General features: G+C 73.0%; 13 protein-coding genes. 8 read left to right on the forward strand and 5 right to left on the reverse strand.

The features are described 5' to 3' along the window. Nucleotides 1–729: efflux RND transporter periplasmic adaptor subunit (locus Q0C12_RS05530; RefSeq protein ID WP_290887341.1), on the reverse strand; the 729-nt coding region annotated here is incomplete at its 3' end. Nucleotides 730–887: 158 nt separating this feature from the next. On the opposite strand from Q0C12_RS05530, the gene Q0C12_RS05535 reads away from it, so the two are divergent. Together Q0C12_RS05535 and glnE are read left to right on the forward strand one after the other, a co-directional pair. Continuing rightward, nucleotides 888–2102 carry a magnesium transporter gene (locus tag Q0C12_RS05535; protein ID WP_290887344.1) on the forward strand — a complete coding sequence of 405 codons (1215 nt, stop codon included), beginning with the start codon at nucleotides 888–890 and terminating at the stop codon, nucleotides 2100–2102. Nucleotides 2103–2333: 231 nt separating this feature from the next. Then, a complete protein-coding gene (glnE, locus tag Q0C12_RS05540; RefSeq protein WP_290887347.1) occupies nucleotides 2334–5126 on the forward strand; it encodes a bifunctional [glutamate--ammonia ligase]-adenylyl-L-tyrosine phosphorylase/[glutamate--ammonia-ligase] adenylyltransferase in 2793 nt (930 codons plus the stop codon). 38 nt (nucleotides 5127–5164) lie between these two features. On the opposite strand, the gene Q0C12_RS05545 is transcribed toward glnE, so the two are convergent. After that, nucleotides 5165–6127 (reverse strand): mitochondrial fission ELM1 family protein, encoded by a 963-nt coding sequence (locus Q0C12_RS05545; protein WP_290887350.1) that lies wholly within the window; start codon nucleotides 6125–6127, stop codon nucleotides 5165–5167. Nucleotides 6128–6189: 62 nt separating this feature from the next. After that, nucleotides 6190–7014, reverse strand: a complete 825-nt coding sequence (locus tag Q0C12_RS05550) for a hypothetical protein (RefSeq protein ID WP_290887354.1) — start codon at nucleotides 7012–7014, stop codon at nucleotides 6190–6192. A gap of 234 nt (nucleotides 7015–7248) precedes the next feature. Between Q0C12_RS05550 and Q0C12_RS05555 the strand changes: the two genes are divergently transcribed. The 5 genes from Q0C12_RS05555 (at nucleotide 7249) to Q0C12_RS05575 (ending at nucleotide 11401) form a co-directional block, all read left to right on the forward strand. Beyond that, entirely contained in the window at nucleotides 7249–7824 is a 576-nt protein-coding gene (locus Q0C12_RS05555) for a YceI family protein (RefSeq protein ID WP_290887357.1), read from the forward strand. A gap of 130 nt (nucleotides 7825–7954) precedes the next feature. Then, complete coding sequence (locus Q0C12_RS05560) at nucleotides 7955–8158, forward strand: zinc-finger domain-containing protein (protein WP_290887360.1); 204 nt, start codon at nucleotides 7955–7957, stop codon at nucleotides 8156–8158. 13 nt (nucleotides 8159–8171) lie between these two features. Then, nucleotides 8172–9281: a glycosyltransferase gene (locus Q0C12_RS05565; protein ID WP_290887363.1), complete on the forward strand. Its 1110-nt coding sequence runs from the start codon at nucleotides 8172–8174 to the stop codon at nucleotides 9279–9281. Then, nucleotides 9259–10509, forward strand: coding sequence for an O-antigen ligase family protein (locus tag Q0C12_RS05570; protein WP_290887366.1), 1251 nt, complete (start codon nucleotides 9259–9261; stop codon nucleotides 10507–10509). The genes Q0C12_RS05565 and Q0C12_RS05570 overlap by 23 nt, the downstream gene beginning before the upstream one ends. Nucleotides 10510–10516: 7 nt before the next feature. Further along, nucleotides 10517–11401: a lysophospholipid acyltransferase family protein gene (locus tag Q0C12_RS05575; RefSeq protein ID WP_290887369.1), complete on the forward strand. Its 885-nt coding sequence runs from the start codon at nucleotides 10517–10519 to the stop codon at nucleotides 11399–11401. Here Q0C12_RS05575 and lpxL read toward each other — a convergent pair whose 3' ends face one another. Then, nucleotides 11402–12304, reverse strand: coding sequence for an LpxL/LpxP family Kdo(2)-lipid IV(A) lauroyl/palmitoleoyl acyltransferase (lpxL, locus tag Q0C12_RS05580; RefSeq protein WP_290887372.1), 903 nt, complete (start codon nucleotides 12302–12304; stop codon nucleotides 11402–11404). It abuts the gene before it with no gap. 58 nt (nucleotides 12305–12362) lie between these two features. Between lpxL and waaA the strand changes: the two genes are divergently transcribed. After that, on the forward strand, nucleotides 12363–13667 hold the full coding sequence (gene waaA / locus Q0C12_RS05585) for a lipid IV(A) 3-deoxy-D-manno-octulosonic acid transferase (RefSeq protein ID WP_290887375.1): 1305 nt from the start codon (nucleotides 12363–12365) through the stop codon (nucleotides 13665–13667). An 18-nt stretch (nucleotides 13668–13685) separates the two neighbouring features. Here waaA and Q0C12_RS05590 read toward each other — a convergent pair whose 3' ends face one another. Further along, nucleotides 13686–15098 carry a TolC family outer membrane protein gene (locus Q0C12_RS05590; RefSeq protein WP_290887379.1) on the reverse strand — a complete coding sequence of 471 codons (1413 nt, stop codon included), beginning with the start codon at nucleotides 15096–15098 and terminating at the stop codon, nucleotides 13686–13688. Between the last annotated feature and the right edge of the window lie 14 nt (nucleotides 15099–15112).

Below are 15112 nucleotides of genomic sequence, written 5' to 3' on the forward strand. Positions count from 1 at the left end.
CACCGCGCGCACCGTGCCGGCGACCGGCGCGCCGTCCGGGCCGCGCAGCGCCACCGTGACGCCCGGCGTGACCCGGATCAGGTCGCGCTCGGGCAATTCGGCGCGCCACTCCAGGCGGCCGTCGCGGATCAGGGTCAGCAGCTCGGCGCCGGCAGCCACCACCTGGCCCGGCTGCACCAGGCGCTGCGAGATCACGCCATCGTCCGGCGCGCGCAGCGTGGCGAAGCCCAGGCGCAGGCGGGCGTTGTCGCGCTGGGCCGCGGCGGCCTGGCGCTGGGCCTGGGCGGTGAGTTCGCCCGAAATGAGCTGGTCGGCCTCGCTGTCGGCGATCAGTTTCTCGCGCTTGAGCTGCCGGCCGCGCTCGGCGTTGGCGCTGGCGACCGCGAGGGCGGCTTCGGCCTGGGCCATCGCGGCCTCGGCCTGGCGCAGCTCCATGTGCAGGCTGCGGTCATCGAGCCGAAGCAACGGCTGGTCCTTCGTGACCACGTCGCCGACTTCAACCAGCACCTCGGCCACGCGCTGGCCCGAGAGCTCGACGCCGAGCGCCATCTGTTCCCACGCCGCGATCGAGCCGGAGGCCGTGACGCGCTGGGGCAGCGACTGCTGCGCCGGCCGGGCGACGCTGACGGTGAGGCTGGGCGTGGCGTCCGGCACCGGTGGCTCCTGGGCGCAGGCGCCCAGCAGCAGGGTCGAGGCCAGGAGCAGGGCCGGGAGGCGCGATCGGGTCATGGGAAAGGCCGACGATGACGAAGACGCGCATTGTCGCAGAGGCGGCCGCCGACGCGCGGGCTGGAAGCCGCGCCGGTTGGCCACGCTTAAGCCGCCCGCGCCGCTGTCCTTTTGGGTAGCCTGTTGACGTTCCTACCGGGGCCTTCCTTGGAGTCCGAATGACCACCTCCCTGCCCGCCGAATCCGGGGCGCCCGCCCTCGCCAAGCGCCTGGCCGCGCTGGACAACGACACCGCGCTCAAGCGCCTGGAGCGCGCCGCGCCCGCCGAGGTGGCCGACCTGCTGGCACGCATGCCGCCCGCGCGGGCCAACAGCCTGCTGGCCGACATGGACGACGCCCGCCGCACCAGCGTGATGGCCGCGGCGCCGGCCGGCACCGACTGGGGCGACGGCCAGCGCTATGCGGAAGGCACGGTGGGTCGCCTGCTCGAGGACCCGCCCGCCGTGTTCCGCACCGGCACGCCCGTGGCCGAGGCCATCGAGTCGCTGCGCGAGGTCGTGAAGACGCGGATGGTCACCTACCTTTGGGTGGTGGATGCCCAGCAGCGCCTGCTGGGCGTGGTGGCCTTCCGCGAGCTGCTGTACGCCGAGCGAGCGCGCAGCCTCGACGAGGTGATGATCCGCTCGCCGTTCTGCCTGCGCCCCAAGACCACGCTGGTCGATGCGATGCGCGAGGTCGTGACGCGCCACTACCCGGTCTACCCGGTATGCGAGGACGACGGTCGCCTGGTCGGCCAGGTGCGTGGCCAGGTGCTGTTCGAACAGCAGGCCTTCGAGATCTCGGCCCAGGCCGGCGCCATGGTCGGCGTCGAGAAGGAGGAGCGGCTGGCGACGCCGCTGTTGCGTGCATTCCGGTTCCGGAACCCGTGGCTGCTGGTGAACCTGCTGACGGTGTTCATCGCGGCCGGCGTGGTGGGCTACTTCGAGGACACGATCAACCGCGTGGTGGTGCTGGCGATGTTCCTGCCGGTGCTGGGCGGGCAGAGCGGCAACCTGGGCTGCCAGGCGCTGGCGGTGATGCTGCGCGGCATGACGCTCGGGGAACTGCGCGGCCTGGGCGTGGCCAAGCTGGTGATGAAGGAAGGCACGCTGGGCCTGCTCAACGGCGCGGTCACCGGCGCGCTCGCGGGCGCGGCGATGTACTGGGTGGTGGCCCGCGACGGCGGCAGCGACGCGCTGCTGCTGGGCCTGATCACGCTTGGCGCGATGTCGCTGAGCTGCATGGTGGCAGGCCTGGCCGGTTCGATGATCCCGCTGGTGCTCAAGCGGCTGGGCGCCGATCCGGCGACCGCCTCGAGCATCTTCCTCACCACGCTGACGGACGTGGTGAGCATGGGCAGTTTCCTGGGGCTGGTGGCCTGGCTGGTGCTCTGACGCGGGGCGCAGCAATTTTGCTGCACTGCAACGTGCATCGCCCTGGGCACCGCGCCACGATGCAAGCGCTTCCGACGTGGGGGAGGGAGCCGAAAAGCCCGCAGCTGCCTAGCGCTGCGGGCTTTTCTTTTTTCCGCGCCGCTGTAGGAGGGACTTCAGTCCCGATGCTTTTCGCCGAAAAGCATCGGGACTGAAGTCCCTGCTACAGGGGTGGCGTGACAGAATCGCAGCATGACGTTCACGCAAGACCTCGACGCCGAACTGGCCGCACACCTCGAGCGCGCGATGGCGCGCCTGGCCGAGCGCGCGCCCGAGGCGATGGCGGATCCGCGCCAGCGCGAACGCCTCGCGCGGCTCGCGCTGTGCAGCGACTTCGCGGTGGACACCCTGTGCCGCCAGCCCGCGCTGGCGATGTCGCTGGACGCGCCGATGGCGCCGCCGCCGGAGCTCGCCCCCGGTGCCGACGCCGACTGGGGCGGGCAGCTGCGGCGCTGGCGGACGGCCGAGTCCACGCGCCTGGTCTGGCGCGACCTGCATGGCTTCGATGACGTCGACGCCACCCTGGCCGGCAGCAGCCGCATCGCCGACCTGGCGCTGCAGCGCGGGGTCGCGGCGTTGTCGGCTTCGCTGGCCGAACGCCACGGCGTGGTGCGCAACGCCGCCGGCGAGGCGCAGTCGCTGGTGGTGTTCGGCCTCGGCAAGCTGGGCGGCGGCGAACTCAACTTCAGCTCGGACGTGGACCTGGTCTATGCCTTCCCCGAGCACGGCGAGAGCGACGGCGCGCGTGCGCTCGACGCCGAGGCCTGGTTCACGCGGCTCGGGCAGCGCCTGGCGCAGCTGCTGGGCGACGTCACCGCCGAAGGGTTTTGCCATCGCGTGGACCTGCGCCTGCGCCCGTTCGGCGCCAGTGGCCGGCTGGCGCTCAGCTTCGGTGCGATGGAGCAGTACTACCAGCGCGAGGGCCGCGACTGGGAGCGTTACGCCTGGATCAAGGCGCGCCCGGTGGCCGGCGACCTCGCGGCCGGCGAGCGCCTGCTGGCGACGCTGCGGCCCTTCGTCTACCGCCGCTACCTCGACTACAGCGCGCTCGACGGCCTGCGCGAGATGAAGGCGCTGATCAGCGCCGAAGTGCAAAGGCGCGAACTGGCCGAGGACCTGAAGCTCGGCCCCGGCGGCATCCGCGAAGTCGAGTTCCTGGTGCAGGCCCTGCAGCTGATCCGCGCGGGCCGCGAGCCGGCGCTGCGCGGGCGCTCCCTGCTGCCGGCGCTGGCGGCGATGGCCGAGGCCGGCCACGTGAAGCCTGCGACCGCCGAGCGTCTCGCCGCCGCGTACCGCGGCCTGCGCCGGCTGGAGAACCGCGTGCAGATGCTGGGCGACCAGCAGGTGCATGCGCTGCCCGAGGACCCGCTGTCGCGCCGGCGCATCGCGCTTGCGCTCGATTACCGCGACGAGGCGGCCATGCTCGACGCGCTCGATGGCCACCGCGGCGTGATCGCCGAGGAGTTCGCGGGATTGCTTGAGGCGCGTGGCCGCCGCCGGGCGCCGGCCAACGCACTGGTGCAGTACTGGCGTGCGCTGCCCGACGGTGGCTCGCCCGAGGCGCTGGCCGATGCCGGCTTCGTCGACCCCGAGGCACAGGACGCGGCGCTGCGCGACTTCGCGCGCACGCCGGCGGTGCGCGCACTGTCCAGCCGCGGCCGGCAACGCCTGGACAACGTGATGCCGGCGCTGCTGGGCGCCGCGGCCCGCAGCGAGGCGCCGGATGCCTCGCTGCCGCGCGGCCTGGCGCTGCTGCAGTCGATCACGCGCCGCACCAGCTACCTCGCGCTGCTCGAGGAGCAGCCGGCCGCGCTGGCGCGCCTGGCCGACGTCACCGCGCGCAGCGCGCTGCTGTCCGAGCGCCTGGCCGCGCATCCGCTGCTGCTCGACGAACTGCTGGACTCGCGCGCCGCCGGCCCCGTGCCGGACGAAACCCAGATCGCCGAACTGGTCGCCGCGGCGCGCGCCGCCTTCCCGCCCGGCGACACCGAGGCGGCGCTGACCGCGCTCAACGAACTGCGCCAGGCCATCGGCTTCCGGCTGGCGCTGGCGACGCTGGGCCTGCGCCTGCCGCCGCCGGACGCGGCGCGCCGGCTGGCTGCGCTGGCCGCCGAGCTGCTGGCCGCCACGCTGCATCTTGCCGAGACCGACATCATCGCCGCCCACGGCCGCGTGCCGGGCGCGGGGCTGGCGGTACTGGGCTACGGCAGCCTGGGCGGGCAGGAGTTGGGCTTCAGCTCCGACCTCGACCTGGTCTTCCTGCACGACGCGGCGGTGGACGCCAGCTCCGACGGCGCCCGGCCGCTGGACGCCGGCCGCTACTTCGCGCGCCTCGCGCAGCGGCTGGTGAGCCTGCTCGGCACCGTCACCGCCGCGGGGAAGCTCTACGAAGTCGATGTGCGGCTGCGACCGGATGGCGCCAAGGGCATGCTGGTCTCCGGCCTCGACAGTTTCGCCGACTACCAGCGGCAGCGGGCCTGGACCTGGGAGCGCCAGGCGCTGGTGCGCGCGCGGGCGATCACGGGCGCGGCGTCGGTGGGCGCGGCCTTCGAACAAATCCGCCGCGACACCCTGGCCCAGCCACGCGAGCCCGGCGGGCTTTGCGAGGACGTGGTCGCGATGCGCCGCCGCATGCGCGCCGAACTCGACCGCAGCAACGCGCTGCGCTTCGACCTCAAGCAGGGCGAGGGCGGCCTGGTCGACCTGGAATTCCTGGTACAGGCGCGGGTGCTGCAGTTCGCGCACGCGCACCCGGTGCTGTGCGAGCCGCGCGACACGCCGACCTTGCTGCGCGCCCTCGCGGAAGTCGGCGCGCTGCCCACGCCTCACCTTGAGCCGCTGCTGTCGGCGCACGCCCTGATGCTGGACATGGGCCTGGACTGCACCCTCGACCTCCGCCCCCGCCTAGTCGCCCCGGACGACGCCCTCCACGCCGCACGCGCGGCGGTTACCTTGGCCTGTCGCGAACTGGGGCTGGTTTTTTAGCCACGGATGAACACGGATTTATCCGTGAGCCTCTGTGCTCAGCCGTGTTCATCCGTGGCCAAAAAATCCCTGACGATCGCCGCGACCCGCGGCGTCTCGCGCAAGGGCTCGCAGGCAGCGTCGTGGGGAAGCTTGCCCAGCGGCTGGATGCGGCCGCGGGCGAGCAGGTCGTCGAGGTAGCGCTTGATGCGGCCGGTGGCGCGCCCCGGTTCGGCGACATACACCGGCGCGGCGGTGGCGCAGGCTTCCGAGACCATGTTCACCGAGTCGGGCGATACCACGATGCGATCGGCGCAGCCCAGTGCGCCGGCATAGGGGTTCGGGCCGTCGCTGGCGTCGAACCAGCGCAGGCCGGGCGTGTCGGCCCAGTAGGTGCGCGAGAGCATCGCCAGCCGCGCCGGCGTGCGTCGCGAGCCGACTACCAGCAGGCTGCCGCCGCCAACGGCCAGCCAGTGCTCCAGCTTGGCCGCCATCACTTCGAAGGCGCCGCGATCGAAGCGAACGGCCGCGGTCGGGCCGCCCAGCAGCACCACGGTGCGCGGCGAAGGCAGCGCGGCGAACGCGGGGAAGGCTGAGCGCCCGGCCGCCAGCCAGGCGTCGTCGACGGCATGGAGGCTGCCGCACAGCGTGACCACGTTCGGGCCGCGCAGGCCGTCGTGTTCGGGCGCGACCACCAGGTCCCAGTGCGCTGGATCCAGGCGCGGATCCAGCAGCTGGATCACCCGGCTGCCGCGCGCCCGCAGCAGGCGCGTGGCCAGCGCCGGGCGGCGGCCGCAGCCGAGCACCCAGGCCGGAGGTGCGTCCAGCAGGGAACGGAAGTCGTCGCCAAACGCCGCGTCGGCGCCGGGCAAGCGCCGTGGCGCGAACCACGACCACGGCGCGCGGGCGGCGAGCGCCAGCTCCTTCGCCATTGGATCCAGCGCACTTGCCAGCGCCAGCGCCTGCAGGCGGTGGCCGGCGGCGCCGTCGTGCAGGAAGCGGGGGATCGGGTCGAACGGCATGGCCGAAGCCTAGCCGGAAAACCGGCGGCACCGCGAATCGCGATGCCGCCGGCGGGTCGGGCTCAGTCGCCGACGAAGCGGGTGCCGAAGTTGATGTTGGCACTGTCCACCAGGCGCGTGTTGCCGCTCAGGCCCATCACGATCGTGATCGGGCGGCGGAAGACGCGCCGCGCCTGCGCCGGGGTCAGGCCCCACTGCTCCACCAGGCTACGCTGGCTGAGCACGCCGCCGATGCACATGCGGGTGCCGGATTCGTACTGCACTTCGAACTCGTTGGGCTGGAGCGTGCCGAAGCGGTTCACCGAGGTCAGCGACAGGCTCAGCGAGCCGCCGAAGGGCGCGCCGGTCGCCGGGTTGATCAAGGCCGGGTCGTCGAGCACGTCGCTTTCGAAGCGGTAGGTAGGCGTGAGGCGGAACGCGTACTGGGCCGGCGCGCCCGTGTAGTTGGCCAGGCTGTAGGACACGATTGGCGTCTGCCAGTGGCAGAGCAGGGTCTCGGCGCTGCGGCCGGGCAGGGTGATGCTGGCCAGGTCCGGGGCGTTGATGGGCGTCGGCGCGGGCGCGGGCGCCAGCTCGATGCAGTTCTCCAGCGCGGGTTCGCCGGCGACCGGCGAGCAGTTGTCGGTCAGGGTCATGTTGATCGAGACCAGGCCGAGCCACTTCACGGGCTTGCCGAAGGTGTCGGGGTCGCCGACCTCCTCGATGGTCAGCGCGGCGGGGGCGATGGCGCCGGCCTTGGCCGGCTTGGCTTCGCGGGCGATGGCCTGCTGGCCGGCGGCCAGTGATTCAGCCAGCGGCGGGGAGCGGAACGTGTCGGCTTCCGGGGGCGGGGCGGCCAGCGCCAAGGCGGGGGCAAGCAGCGCGGCGTACAGGGCGGTGCGGGTCATGCGGTCTCTCCGTGGGCGGACTCGCGCGCCGGGCGGCGCGGCGAGGGGGCGGCGGTGTTGCCTGCTCCCAGACCTGAAAACGTAATTGGGCGCCGGGCCGGGGCAAACGCGCGGCCGGGCCGCATTCGGCGCAACGATACGTTGCGTGGGTCCGGCTATGTTGCAGCAGCGGGATGACTACACTCCCCTCACTTGCCGGCGACCACGCTGGCGGCCCACCCCGGAGACCCCGCAATGACCTTCCAGCGCCTTGCCCTTGCCAGCCTGCTCGCCGTCGCCGCCTTCGGTGCCCAGGCCGCCGACAAGTACGACATCGACCCGACCCATACCCAGGTCGAGTTCACCTACAGCCACATGGGCTTCTCGAACATCACCGGCCGCTTCGACACGGTGCAGGGCGAGTTCCTGTTCGACCCGGCCAACCCGACCCAGTCCAGCGTCAACATCACCATCCCGGTCGAAAGCATCAGCACGGGCGTGGACAAGCTCGACGAGCACCTGCTCAAGGCCGATTTCTTCGACGCCGCCACCTACCCGACCGCCACCTTCAAGAGCACCGGCGTCACCGCCGCGGGCGAGGGCGCGCTGAAGGTCGCCGGCGACCTCACCATCCACGGCGTCACCCGCCCGGTGGTGCTGGACGTGACCATCAACAAGATCGGCGAACACCCGATGCGCAAGGTGCCGGCGGCCGGCTTCGACGCCACCACCACCATCCTGCGCAGCGACTACGGCGTCGGCGGCTACGTGCCGGTGGTCGGCGACGAAGTCCGCATCGACATCACCGTCGAAGCCACCCTCGCCAAGTAACCCACGGAACCCCTGTACGAGGGGCTTCAGTCCCCAAGCTGCTCGCCGGAAAGCTTCGGGACTGAATTCCCTCCTACAGAGCCGGGCGGACGGGTGTAAAATCGCGGCCTGCCTACGAGGATCCCCCGCCATGTCGCGAACCGACACCGCTACCGGCCGTGCCGCGGCCAACACCGAGCGCCGCTACGAGGTTCGCCGCGCCGAGCTGCCGCTGTCCTGCCCGACGCCGGCCATGGCCCTGTGGAATTCGCATCCCCGCGTCTACCTGCCGGTCGAAGAGAACGGCAGCGCCACCTGCCCGTACTGCGGCGCCGTCTACGCCCTGAAGGACTGACCCGGGCGCCCCCTTGCGCCGCCTGACCGTCGTCCAGCTGCTGCCGGCGCTGCATAGCGGCGGCGTCGAGCGTTCCACCCTCGAGATCGCCGCGGCCCTGGTCGCGGCCGGGCATCGTTCGATCGTCGTCTCGGCCGGCGGTCGCCTGGTCGAACGGCTGGTCGCCGGCGGCAGCGAGCACATTGCGCTGCCCATTGGCCGCAAGTCGCCGTCGGTCTTCCGGGCCGCCTTCGCGTTGCGCCGCACGCTGGCCGCGCTGAAGCCCGACATCGTCCACGCGCGCTCGCGCCTGCCGGCCTGGCTGGGCCGCTTCGCACTGCGCGGGCTGCCCGAACCGCGGCCGCGCTTTGTCACCACCGTGCACGGCATGAATTCGCCCGGCCGCTACAGCGGCGTGATGCGATCGGGCGACGCAGTCATCTGCGTTTCCGGGACCGTGCGTGCGTACGTGCTGCGGCACTGGCCCGACACCGATCCCGCGCGCCTACGCGTGGTGCCGCGCGGCGTAGACCCCGAGGATTTCCCGCGCGGCTACGCACCCGACGCCGCCTGGCGCGAGGCGTGGGCCAAGCAGTGCCCCGCGCTGCAGGGCGGGCGCGTGCTGCTGATGCCCGGGCGCGGCACGCGGCTCAAGGGCCACGCCGAGGCCATCGAACTGCTGGCCTTGCTGCGCGCCGAAGGCCACGACCTGCGCCTGTGGCTGCTGGGCGCCGACGAGCCGGGCCGCGAGGCCTACCTCGGCGAGCTGCGTGCGCTGGCCGCCGCGCGCGGCGTCGCCGACGCCGTGGTGGCCAGTCCGCCGCGCCACGACGTGCGCGAGGCCTATGCGGTGGCCGACCTGGTGCTGCAGCTCTCGACCAAGCCGGAAGCCTTCGGCCGCACCGTGGTCGAAGCGCTTTCGATCGGCCGGCCGGTGCTGGGCTGGGACCACGGCGGCGTCGGCGAGCTGCTGCGCACGCTGTATCCGGCGGGCGCCGTGGCGCCGGGTGACCGCGTGGCGCTGGCGCAGGCCGCGCGCGCCTTGCTTGCCGCGCCGCCGCCGATGCCGGTTACCATCCCCCACACTTTGGCGGCGATGCAGTCCGCCACCCTGGAACTCTATGACCAGCTCGTCGCCGACTGAAAACAGCCTGCGCTGGGCCCCGTGGTGGGTGCTGGCGTTCGTGGCGCTGTGGCCGCTGCACGGCCCGGCTGAACTCGTGCTGTCGCTGGGCGCGCTGGCGACGCTGGCGGTGCTGGCGATGTCGCGTTTCCGCGGCGGCATGTCCCTGCTCAGCCACGAGGCCTGGGCGCTGACCAGCGTGCTGTTCTGCGCCTACTGGGTCCCCGAGCTGGTGTCGTCCATCGACGCCGTGGACGCCGGCCGCGCGCTGCGCGAGTCGCTGGTGGACCTGCGCTATCTGCCCTTCCTGTGGCTGGTGGCGATGGCCGTGGCCGATGAGCGCGGCCGGCGGCTGACCTTCGGCGGCATCGCCGTGATCGCGTCGCTTTGGGTGGCCGACGGCCTGGTGCAGGCGACCACCGGCTGGAGCCTCGGCGGCCCGGCCACGGCCGACCGCCTCAGCGGCGTGTTCGGCGCCGAGAACCTGAAGCTAGGCCTGGTGCTGGCGAGCCTGGCGCCGTTCCCGCTGGCGGCGGCCTCGCAGCGCTTCGGCCTGGTCGGCTGGCTGCTGATGGCCGCGGCGCTGGTGGTGGTGGTGCTGCTGGCCGGCGCGCGCGCGTCCTGGCTCACGCTGGGGCTGGTGCTGGTGTTCAGCGGCTGGCGCCTGCTGGGCAGCAAGCGCGCGATGCTCGTGCTCGGACTCGGCGGCGCGCTGCTGTTCGCGCTGTCGATGACGCTTTCGGACAAGCTGCAGGAGCGCGTCGAGCGCACCGAGGCCGCGCTCAACGGCGGCACCAAGGGCCTGGACCATGCGCTGTCGGGCCGGCTGCCGATCTGGCAGGCCGCCTGGAACATGGCGCTGGCGCACCCGGTCAATGGCGTCGGCGTGCGCGGCTTCCGCCAGGCCTATCCCGAGCATGCGGTCGAGGGTGACCCTTGGCTGCAGGATGCCGAGCACGGCGCCGGCTACCACGCGCACCAGATCGTGCTGGAGGTCCTCAGCGAAACCGGCCTCGTTGGCCTGCTGCTGTGGCTGGGTGGCGTGGCGCTGGCGTGGCGCGCCTGGCGGTTCGCCACGTCGGAGGCGCGCGCGCGGGCCCACGCCCCGGCACTCGCGCTGATGGTCACCGTGTTCCCGCTCAATACCCACCTGGCTTTCTATTCAACCTTCTGGGGCGGGCTGACCTTGCTGCTGGCCGCGCTGTACGCCGGCAGCCTGCTGGCCACCCCAAACCGCGCCGCCGGCTGAGGCCGTGATGCGCTGCTGGCTGCCGGGCGCGACGCTGCAGGCCTTGGCCTGGGCCGTGGCGCGGCTGCCGCAGCGGCTGCTGCTGGCGCTGGGGCGCGTGCTGGCCTGGGTGCTTTGGCCACTGCTGCGTTCGCGGCGGCGCATTGCCCGCAAGAACATCGCGCTGTGTTTTCCGGACCGCGATGCCCGTGCGCAGCGCCAGCTCGCCGATGCCAGCGTCACCAACACCGTGGTCGGCCTGCTGGAGATGATGCGTGCCTGGCATGCGCCCGCAGCCAGGCTGCGGGGCCTGTACCGGGTCGAAGGCATGGCGCACCTGCAGGCCGCGCTGGCCAGCGGGCGCGGCGTGCTGTTGGTGACGGCGCACTTCACCGCCTACGAGCTCGCGCTGCGCCTGCTCGGCGATGCGCTGGGGCGGCCGGTGCGGCTGATGGCGCGCGACCACAACCATCCCTGCCTGCAGGCCTGGATCGAAGCATCGCGGCGGCGCGTATCGGGGCCGACGCTGCCCAAGAAGCGCGGCCGCGAGCCGCTGCTGGCCGCCCTGCGCGCGGGCGACGCGGTGGGCTACCTGGGCGACCAGGACTTCAGCTACCGGCACGTGTTCGTGCCTTTCTTCGGCGTGCCGGCGGCGACCCTGGCCGCGTTGCCCGACCTGGTGCAGGCCAGTGGCGCCACGGCGCTGCCGCTCTGGTGCCGGCGCGGGGACGAAGGGCGGTACGTGCTGCAGGTCGGGCCGGCCTGGCCGGGTTGGCCCACGGGGGATGCCCAGCGCGACGCGGCGCGCTACATGGCGGAGCTGGAGCAGGCCGTGCGCCAGGCGCCGGCGCAGTACCTCTGGGCCCACCGCCGCTTCAAGACGCGGCCGTCCGGCGAGGCGCCGCTGTACTGATCAGTCGTAGCGGCGCACGCCGCCGCCGGGCTGGCGCTTGAAGCGCTGGTGCAGCCACAGATACTGCTCGGGGCAGCGGCGTATCATTCCTTCCAGCGCGGCCATCACGCGCGCGGTGTCGGCGGTGGCGTCGCGCGACGGGAACGCCTCGATCGCCGGCATCACTTCGATGCGGTAGCGGCCATCCGGCAGGCGCTCGTGGAACAGCGGCAGCACCGCCGCGCCCGACAAACGCGCCAGCTGGTGCGTCGAGGTCAGGCTCCAGGCCGGCTGGCCGAAGAAAGGCACGAACACGCTGTCGCCGCGCCGCGTCTCCTGGTCGGGCGCGAACCACAGCAGGCCGCCCTGTTTCAGGTGGCGGATGACCGGCCGCAGCTCGTCGCGCGCGAACATCGCCACCGCGTGCCGCAGCCGGCCGCGGCGAACGGCCCATTCCATCGGCGGCTGCTCGTGCGGGCGGTACATGCCGGCCAGCGGGATGTGCTGGCACAGCAGCCGCATGCTGATCTCGAGCGTGGTGAAGTGGGCCGAGACCAGGATCACGCCGCGGCCGCCGGCGCGCGCGGCCTCGAGGTGTTCCAGCCCGGTGAGCTCGCACTCGGCCGGCGCCGGCAGCCGGCCCCACCAGGCGCGCAGGAACTCGAACACGCCCAAGCCGAGGGCGCGGAAATTGCGGCGCAGCAGGGCCTCGCGCTCGTCGGCGGACCGTTCCGGGAAGCAAAGCGCGAGGTTGGTGGCCGCCGCCCGCCGGCGCGCGCCGAGCAGGCGGTACAGCACCGCGCCCAGCGGCGGGCCCAAGGCGCGATGCACGCGCAGCGGCGCCCGCGCCAGCGCCCAGCCGAAGCCGATCAGCAGCCAGGTCGGCCAGTGGCGCGGGGACAGCGGCGGGGAGGGCTCGGCCATGGGCCGCATTCTAGCCGCTGGCGGCGCAGGCCCGGCGGGCTCGGGTATCCTTCCGCGCATGCCACTCACCCTTGGGCAGCGCGTGCTGTTGGGCCTGTATTCGCTGGTCCTGCACCTGGCGTTCCCCGTCACCCTCTACCACCTGGTCTGGCGCGGCATGCGCCAGCGCGAGTACCTGCGCCGCTGGACCGAACGCTACGGCTGGATCGAGGACAAGCTCGACCTGCACGACACGCTGTGGGTGCACGCCGTCTCCGTGGGCGAAGTGCTGGCGGCACGGCCGCTGGTGGACGCGCTGCTGGCCAGGCACCCGGAGCGCCCGCTGCTGGTCACCACCATCACCCCGACCGGCTCCGAGCGCGTGCGCGCGATCTGGGGCGACCGCGTCCACCACGTCTACCTGCCCTACGACCTGCGCGCCATGGTGCGCCGTTTCCTGGACCGCGCGCGCCCGGCGCTGGCGGTGATCGTCGAGACCGAGATCTGGCTGAACCTCTACGTCGAGTGCGGTCGCCGCGGCATCCCGCTGGTGATGGTGAACGCGCGGCTGTCGCAGCGTTCGCTGCGCGGCTACCTGCCGGTGCAGGGACTGGCGAAGCTGGCGATGCGCGCCGTGCGGCTGGTCGCGGCGCAGTCCTCGGCCGATGCGACGCGGCTGGCGCGCATCGGCGCCGACCCGGCGCGGATCCATGTCGCCGGCAACCTCAAGTACGACCTGGCCATTCCCGCGGGCCTGGACGCGCAGGCCGCGACCTGGCGCGCGGCCTGGGGCGCCGCGCGCCCGGTGTGGATCGCCGCCAGCACCCATCCGCCCGAGGAGGCCGCCGTGGTCGCGCTGCACCAGCGCGTGCTCGCGGCGCATCCGGACGCGCTGCTGCTGTGGGCGCCGCGCCATCCCGAACGCTTCGGCCCGGTGGCGCAGGCGCTGGCCGAGGCCGGGCTGGCGGTGGCGACGCGGCGCGGCGAGGGCTTGCCCGGGCCGGCGCACCAGGTGTTCGTGATCGACACGCTGGGCGAGCTGCTGGGCTTCTTCGCCGCCGCTGACGTGGCCTTCGTGGCCGGCAGCCTGTGCGACGTGGGCGGGCACAACGTGCTCGAGCCGGCCGCGCTGGGCGTGCCCAGCGTGGTGGGCCCGCACACCTTCAACTTCGCCGAAGCCACCCGCCGCCTGCGCGACGCGGGCGCGCTGGTGCAGGCCGCGGATGCGGCCGCGCTGGGCAAGGAAGTGTTGGCGCTGCTGGCGAATCCGGCGCGGCGCGCCGCGATGGGCGAGGCCGGGCGGCAGCAGGTCGGGGCACACGCCGGTGCGCTTGGCCGGACCCTGGACCTGCTCGAGGATGTGTTGGCGGGCCGGCGCGCCTAGGCGCGCCGGCCGCCGGGCTTACTGCGACAGCGACTCGTCGAGCGCCGCTTCCGCGTCCTGCACCAGCACGCGGTTCACTTCCTGCAGGTCGGCCAGGGCGATGGTGCCGGCCGCCTGCTTCAGGCGCAGGGTGTTGACCAGGAAGTCGTGGCGGGCGCGGGCGTACTCGCGCTGGGCCTGGAACAGCGACTGCTGGGTGATCAGCACATCGACGATGGTGCGGGTGCCGACTTCCAGGCCGGCTTCGCTGGCCTCGTAGGCGGCCTGCGCCGAGACGACCGACAGGCGACGCGCCTCGACCTCGGCCGAACCGGCGCCGAGCGAACGCTGGGCGTTGCGGGTCTGGCGCACGATGGCGCGGCGCTGTTGCTCGAGTTGGTCGGCGGCGGCGTCGCGGTTGTGCACGGCCTGGCGCACGCCCGACTGGGTGGCGCCACCGGCGAAGATGGGCACCGTCAGCGTGACGCCGACGCGGGTGGACTCGCTGGTGTTGTCGAAGCTGGTGGTGCCCGGCAGCGGCGCGAAGATTTCGTTGTCGCCGTAGCCGTTGCCGTCGCTGTAGCTGGCGGTCAGGCCGAGCGAGGGCAGGTGGCCCGAGCGCGCGGTGCCGATGTCCTTCTCGGCCGCGGTCACGGCCAGCTCGCGGGCCAGCAGCGACGGGTTGTTCTCCATCGCCACGGCAACCCAGTCCTGGCTGATCAGGTCGGTCGGGTCGGTCGGCTTGTAGTTCTTGTCCAGGCCCTTGAGGTTGCCGACCTCGGTGCCGGTGATCTCGGCCAGCGCCTCGCGGGCATCATCGAGCGCGTTGGCGGCGGCGATGGCGTTGGCGCGGGCGGTGTCGAAGCGGGCGCGGGCCTCGTGCACGTCGGTGATCGGGGCCAGGCCGACCTCGAGGCGCTTCTCGGCCTGGTCGAGCTGGCGCTTCACCGAGCGTTCTTCGGCGCGGGACGAAGCCAGCGTCTCGATGGCGGTGAGCACGTTGAAGTAAGCGGTGGACACGCGCACCACCAGCTCGTCCTGTGCGGCCTTGTACTCGGCCTCGGCCTGGGCGGCACGGGCGCGGGCGGCGCTGAGGCGGGTGTAGTTGCCGTGGTCGTACAGGCTCTGGCGCAGGTTCACGCCCCAGCCGCGGCTGGTGTTCTCGCTGCTCGATTCCGAAGGCGGCTGCACCACGGCGCCGAAGGCCTGCGAGCCGGTGCTGTCGGTCTCGGTGCGGCTCCAGCTGACGCTGCCGTCGAGCTGCGGCAGCAGCGCGGCGCGGCTCTGCACCACGCCCTCGCCGGTGGCCAGGCTGCGCGACTCGGAGGCCGAGAGCACGGGGTCGCTCTGGCGCGCCATTTCATAGGCTTCCAGCAGGTCGGCGGCGTTCGCGCTGCCGGCAGTGCCGGCCAGCAGGATGGCGAAAGTCAGGGGGCGGAGGCGCAGGCGCATGGTCAGGTCCTGTT

The sequence above is a fragment of the Arenimonas sp. genome, assembly GCF_022842045.1.
Classification (GTDB): Bacteria; Pseudomonadota; Gammaproteobacteria; order Xanthomonadales; family Xanthomonadaceae; genus Arenimonas.

Bases quoted from the DNA above. Each gene is read 5' to 3' on its own strand.
- Q0C12_RS05535 (WP_290887344.1), top strand. From the start codon at position 888: ATGACCACCTCCCTGCCCGCCGAATCCGGGGCGCCCGCCCTCGCCAAG.
- glnE (WP_290887347.1), top strand. From the start codon at position 2,334: ATGACGTTCACGCAAGACCTCGACGCCGAACTGGCCGCACACCTCGAG.
- Q0C12_RS05545 (WP_290887350.1), bottom strand. From the start codon at position 6,127: ATGCCGTTCGACCCGATCCCCCGCTTCCTGCACGACGGCGCCGCCGGC.
- Q0C12_RS05550 (WP_290887354.1), bottom strand. From the start codon at position 7,014: ATGACCCGCACCGCCCTGTACGCCGCGCTGCTTGCCCCCGCCTTGGCG.
- Q0C12_RS05555 (WP_290887357.1), top strand. From the start codon at position 7,249: ATGACCTTCCAGCGCCTTGCCCTTGCCAGCCTGCTCGCCGTCGCCGCC.
- Q0C12_RS05560 (WP_290887360.1), top strand. From the start codon at position 7,955: ATGTCGCGAACCGACACCGCTACCGGCCGTGCCGCGGCCAACACCGAG.
- Q0C12_RS05570 (WP_290887366.1), top strand. From the start codon at position 9,259: ATGACCAGCTCGTCGCCGACTGAAAACAGCCTGCGCTGGGCCCCGTGG.
- Q0C12_RS05575 (WP_290887369.1), top strand. From the start codon at position 10,517: ATGCGCTGCTGGCTGCCGGGCGCGACGCTGCAGGCCTTGGCCTGGGCC.
- lpxL (WP_290887372.1), bottom strand. From the start codon at position 12,304: ATGGCCGAGCCCTCCCCGCCGCTGTCCCCGCGCCACTGGCCGACCTGG.
- waaA (WP_290887375.1), top strand. From the start codon at position 12,363: ATGCCACTCACCCTTGGGCAGCGCGTGCTGTTGGGCCTGTATTCGCTG.
- Q0C12_RS05590 (WP_290887379.1), bottom strand. From the start codon at position 15,098: ATGCGCCTGCGCCTCCGCCCCCTGACTTTCGCCATCCTGCTGGCCGGC.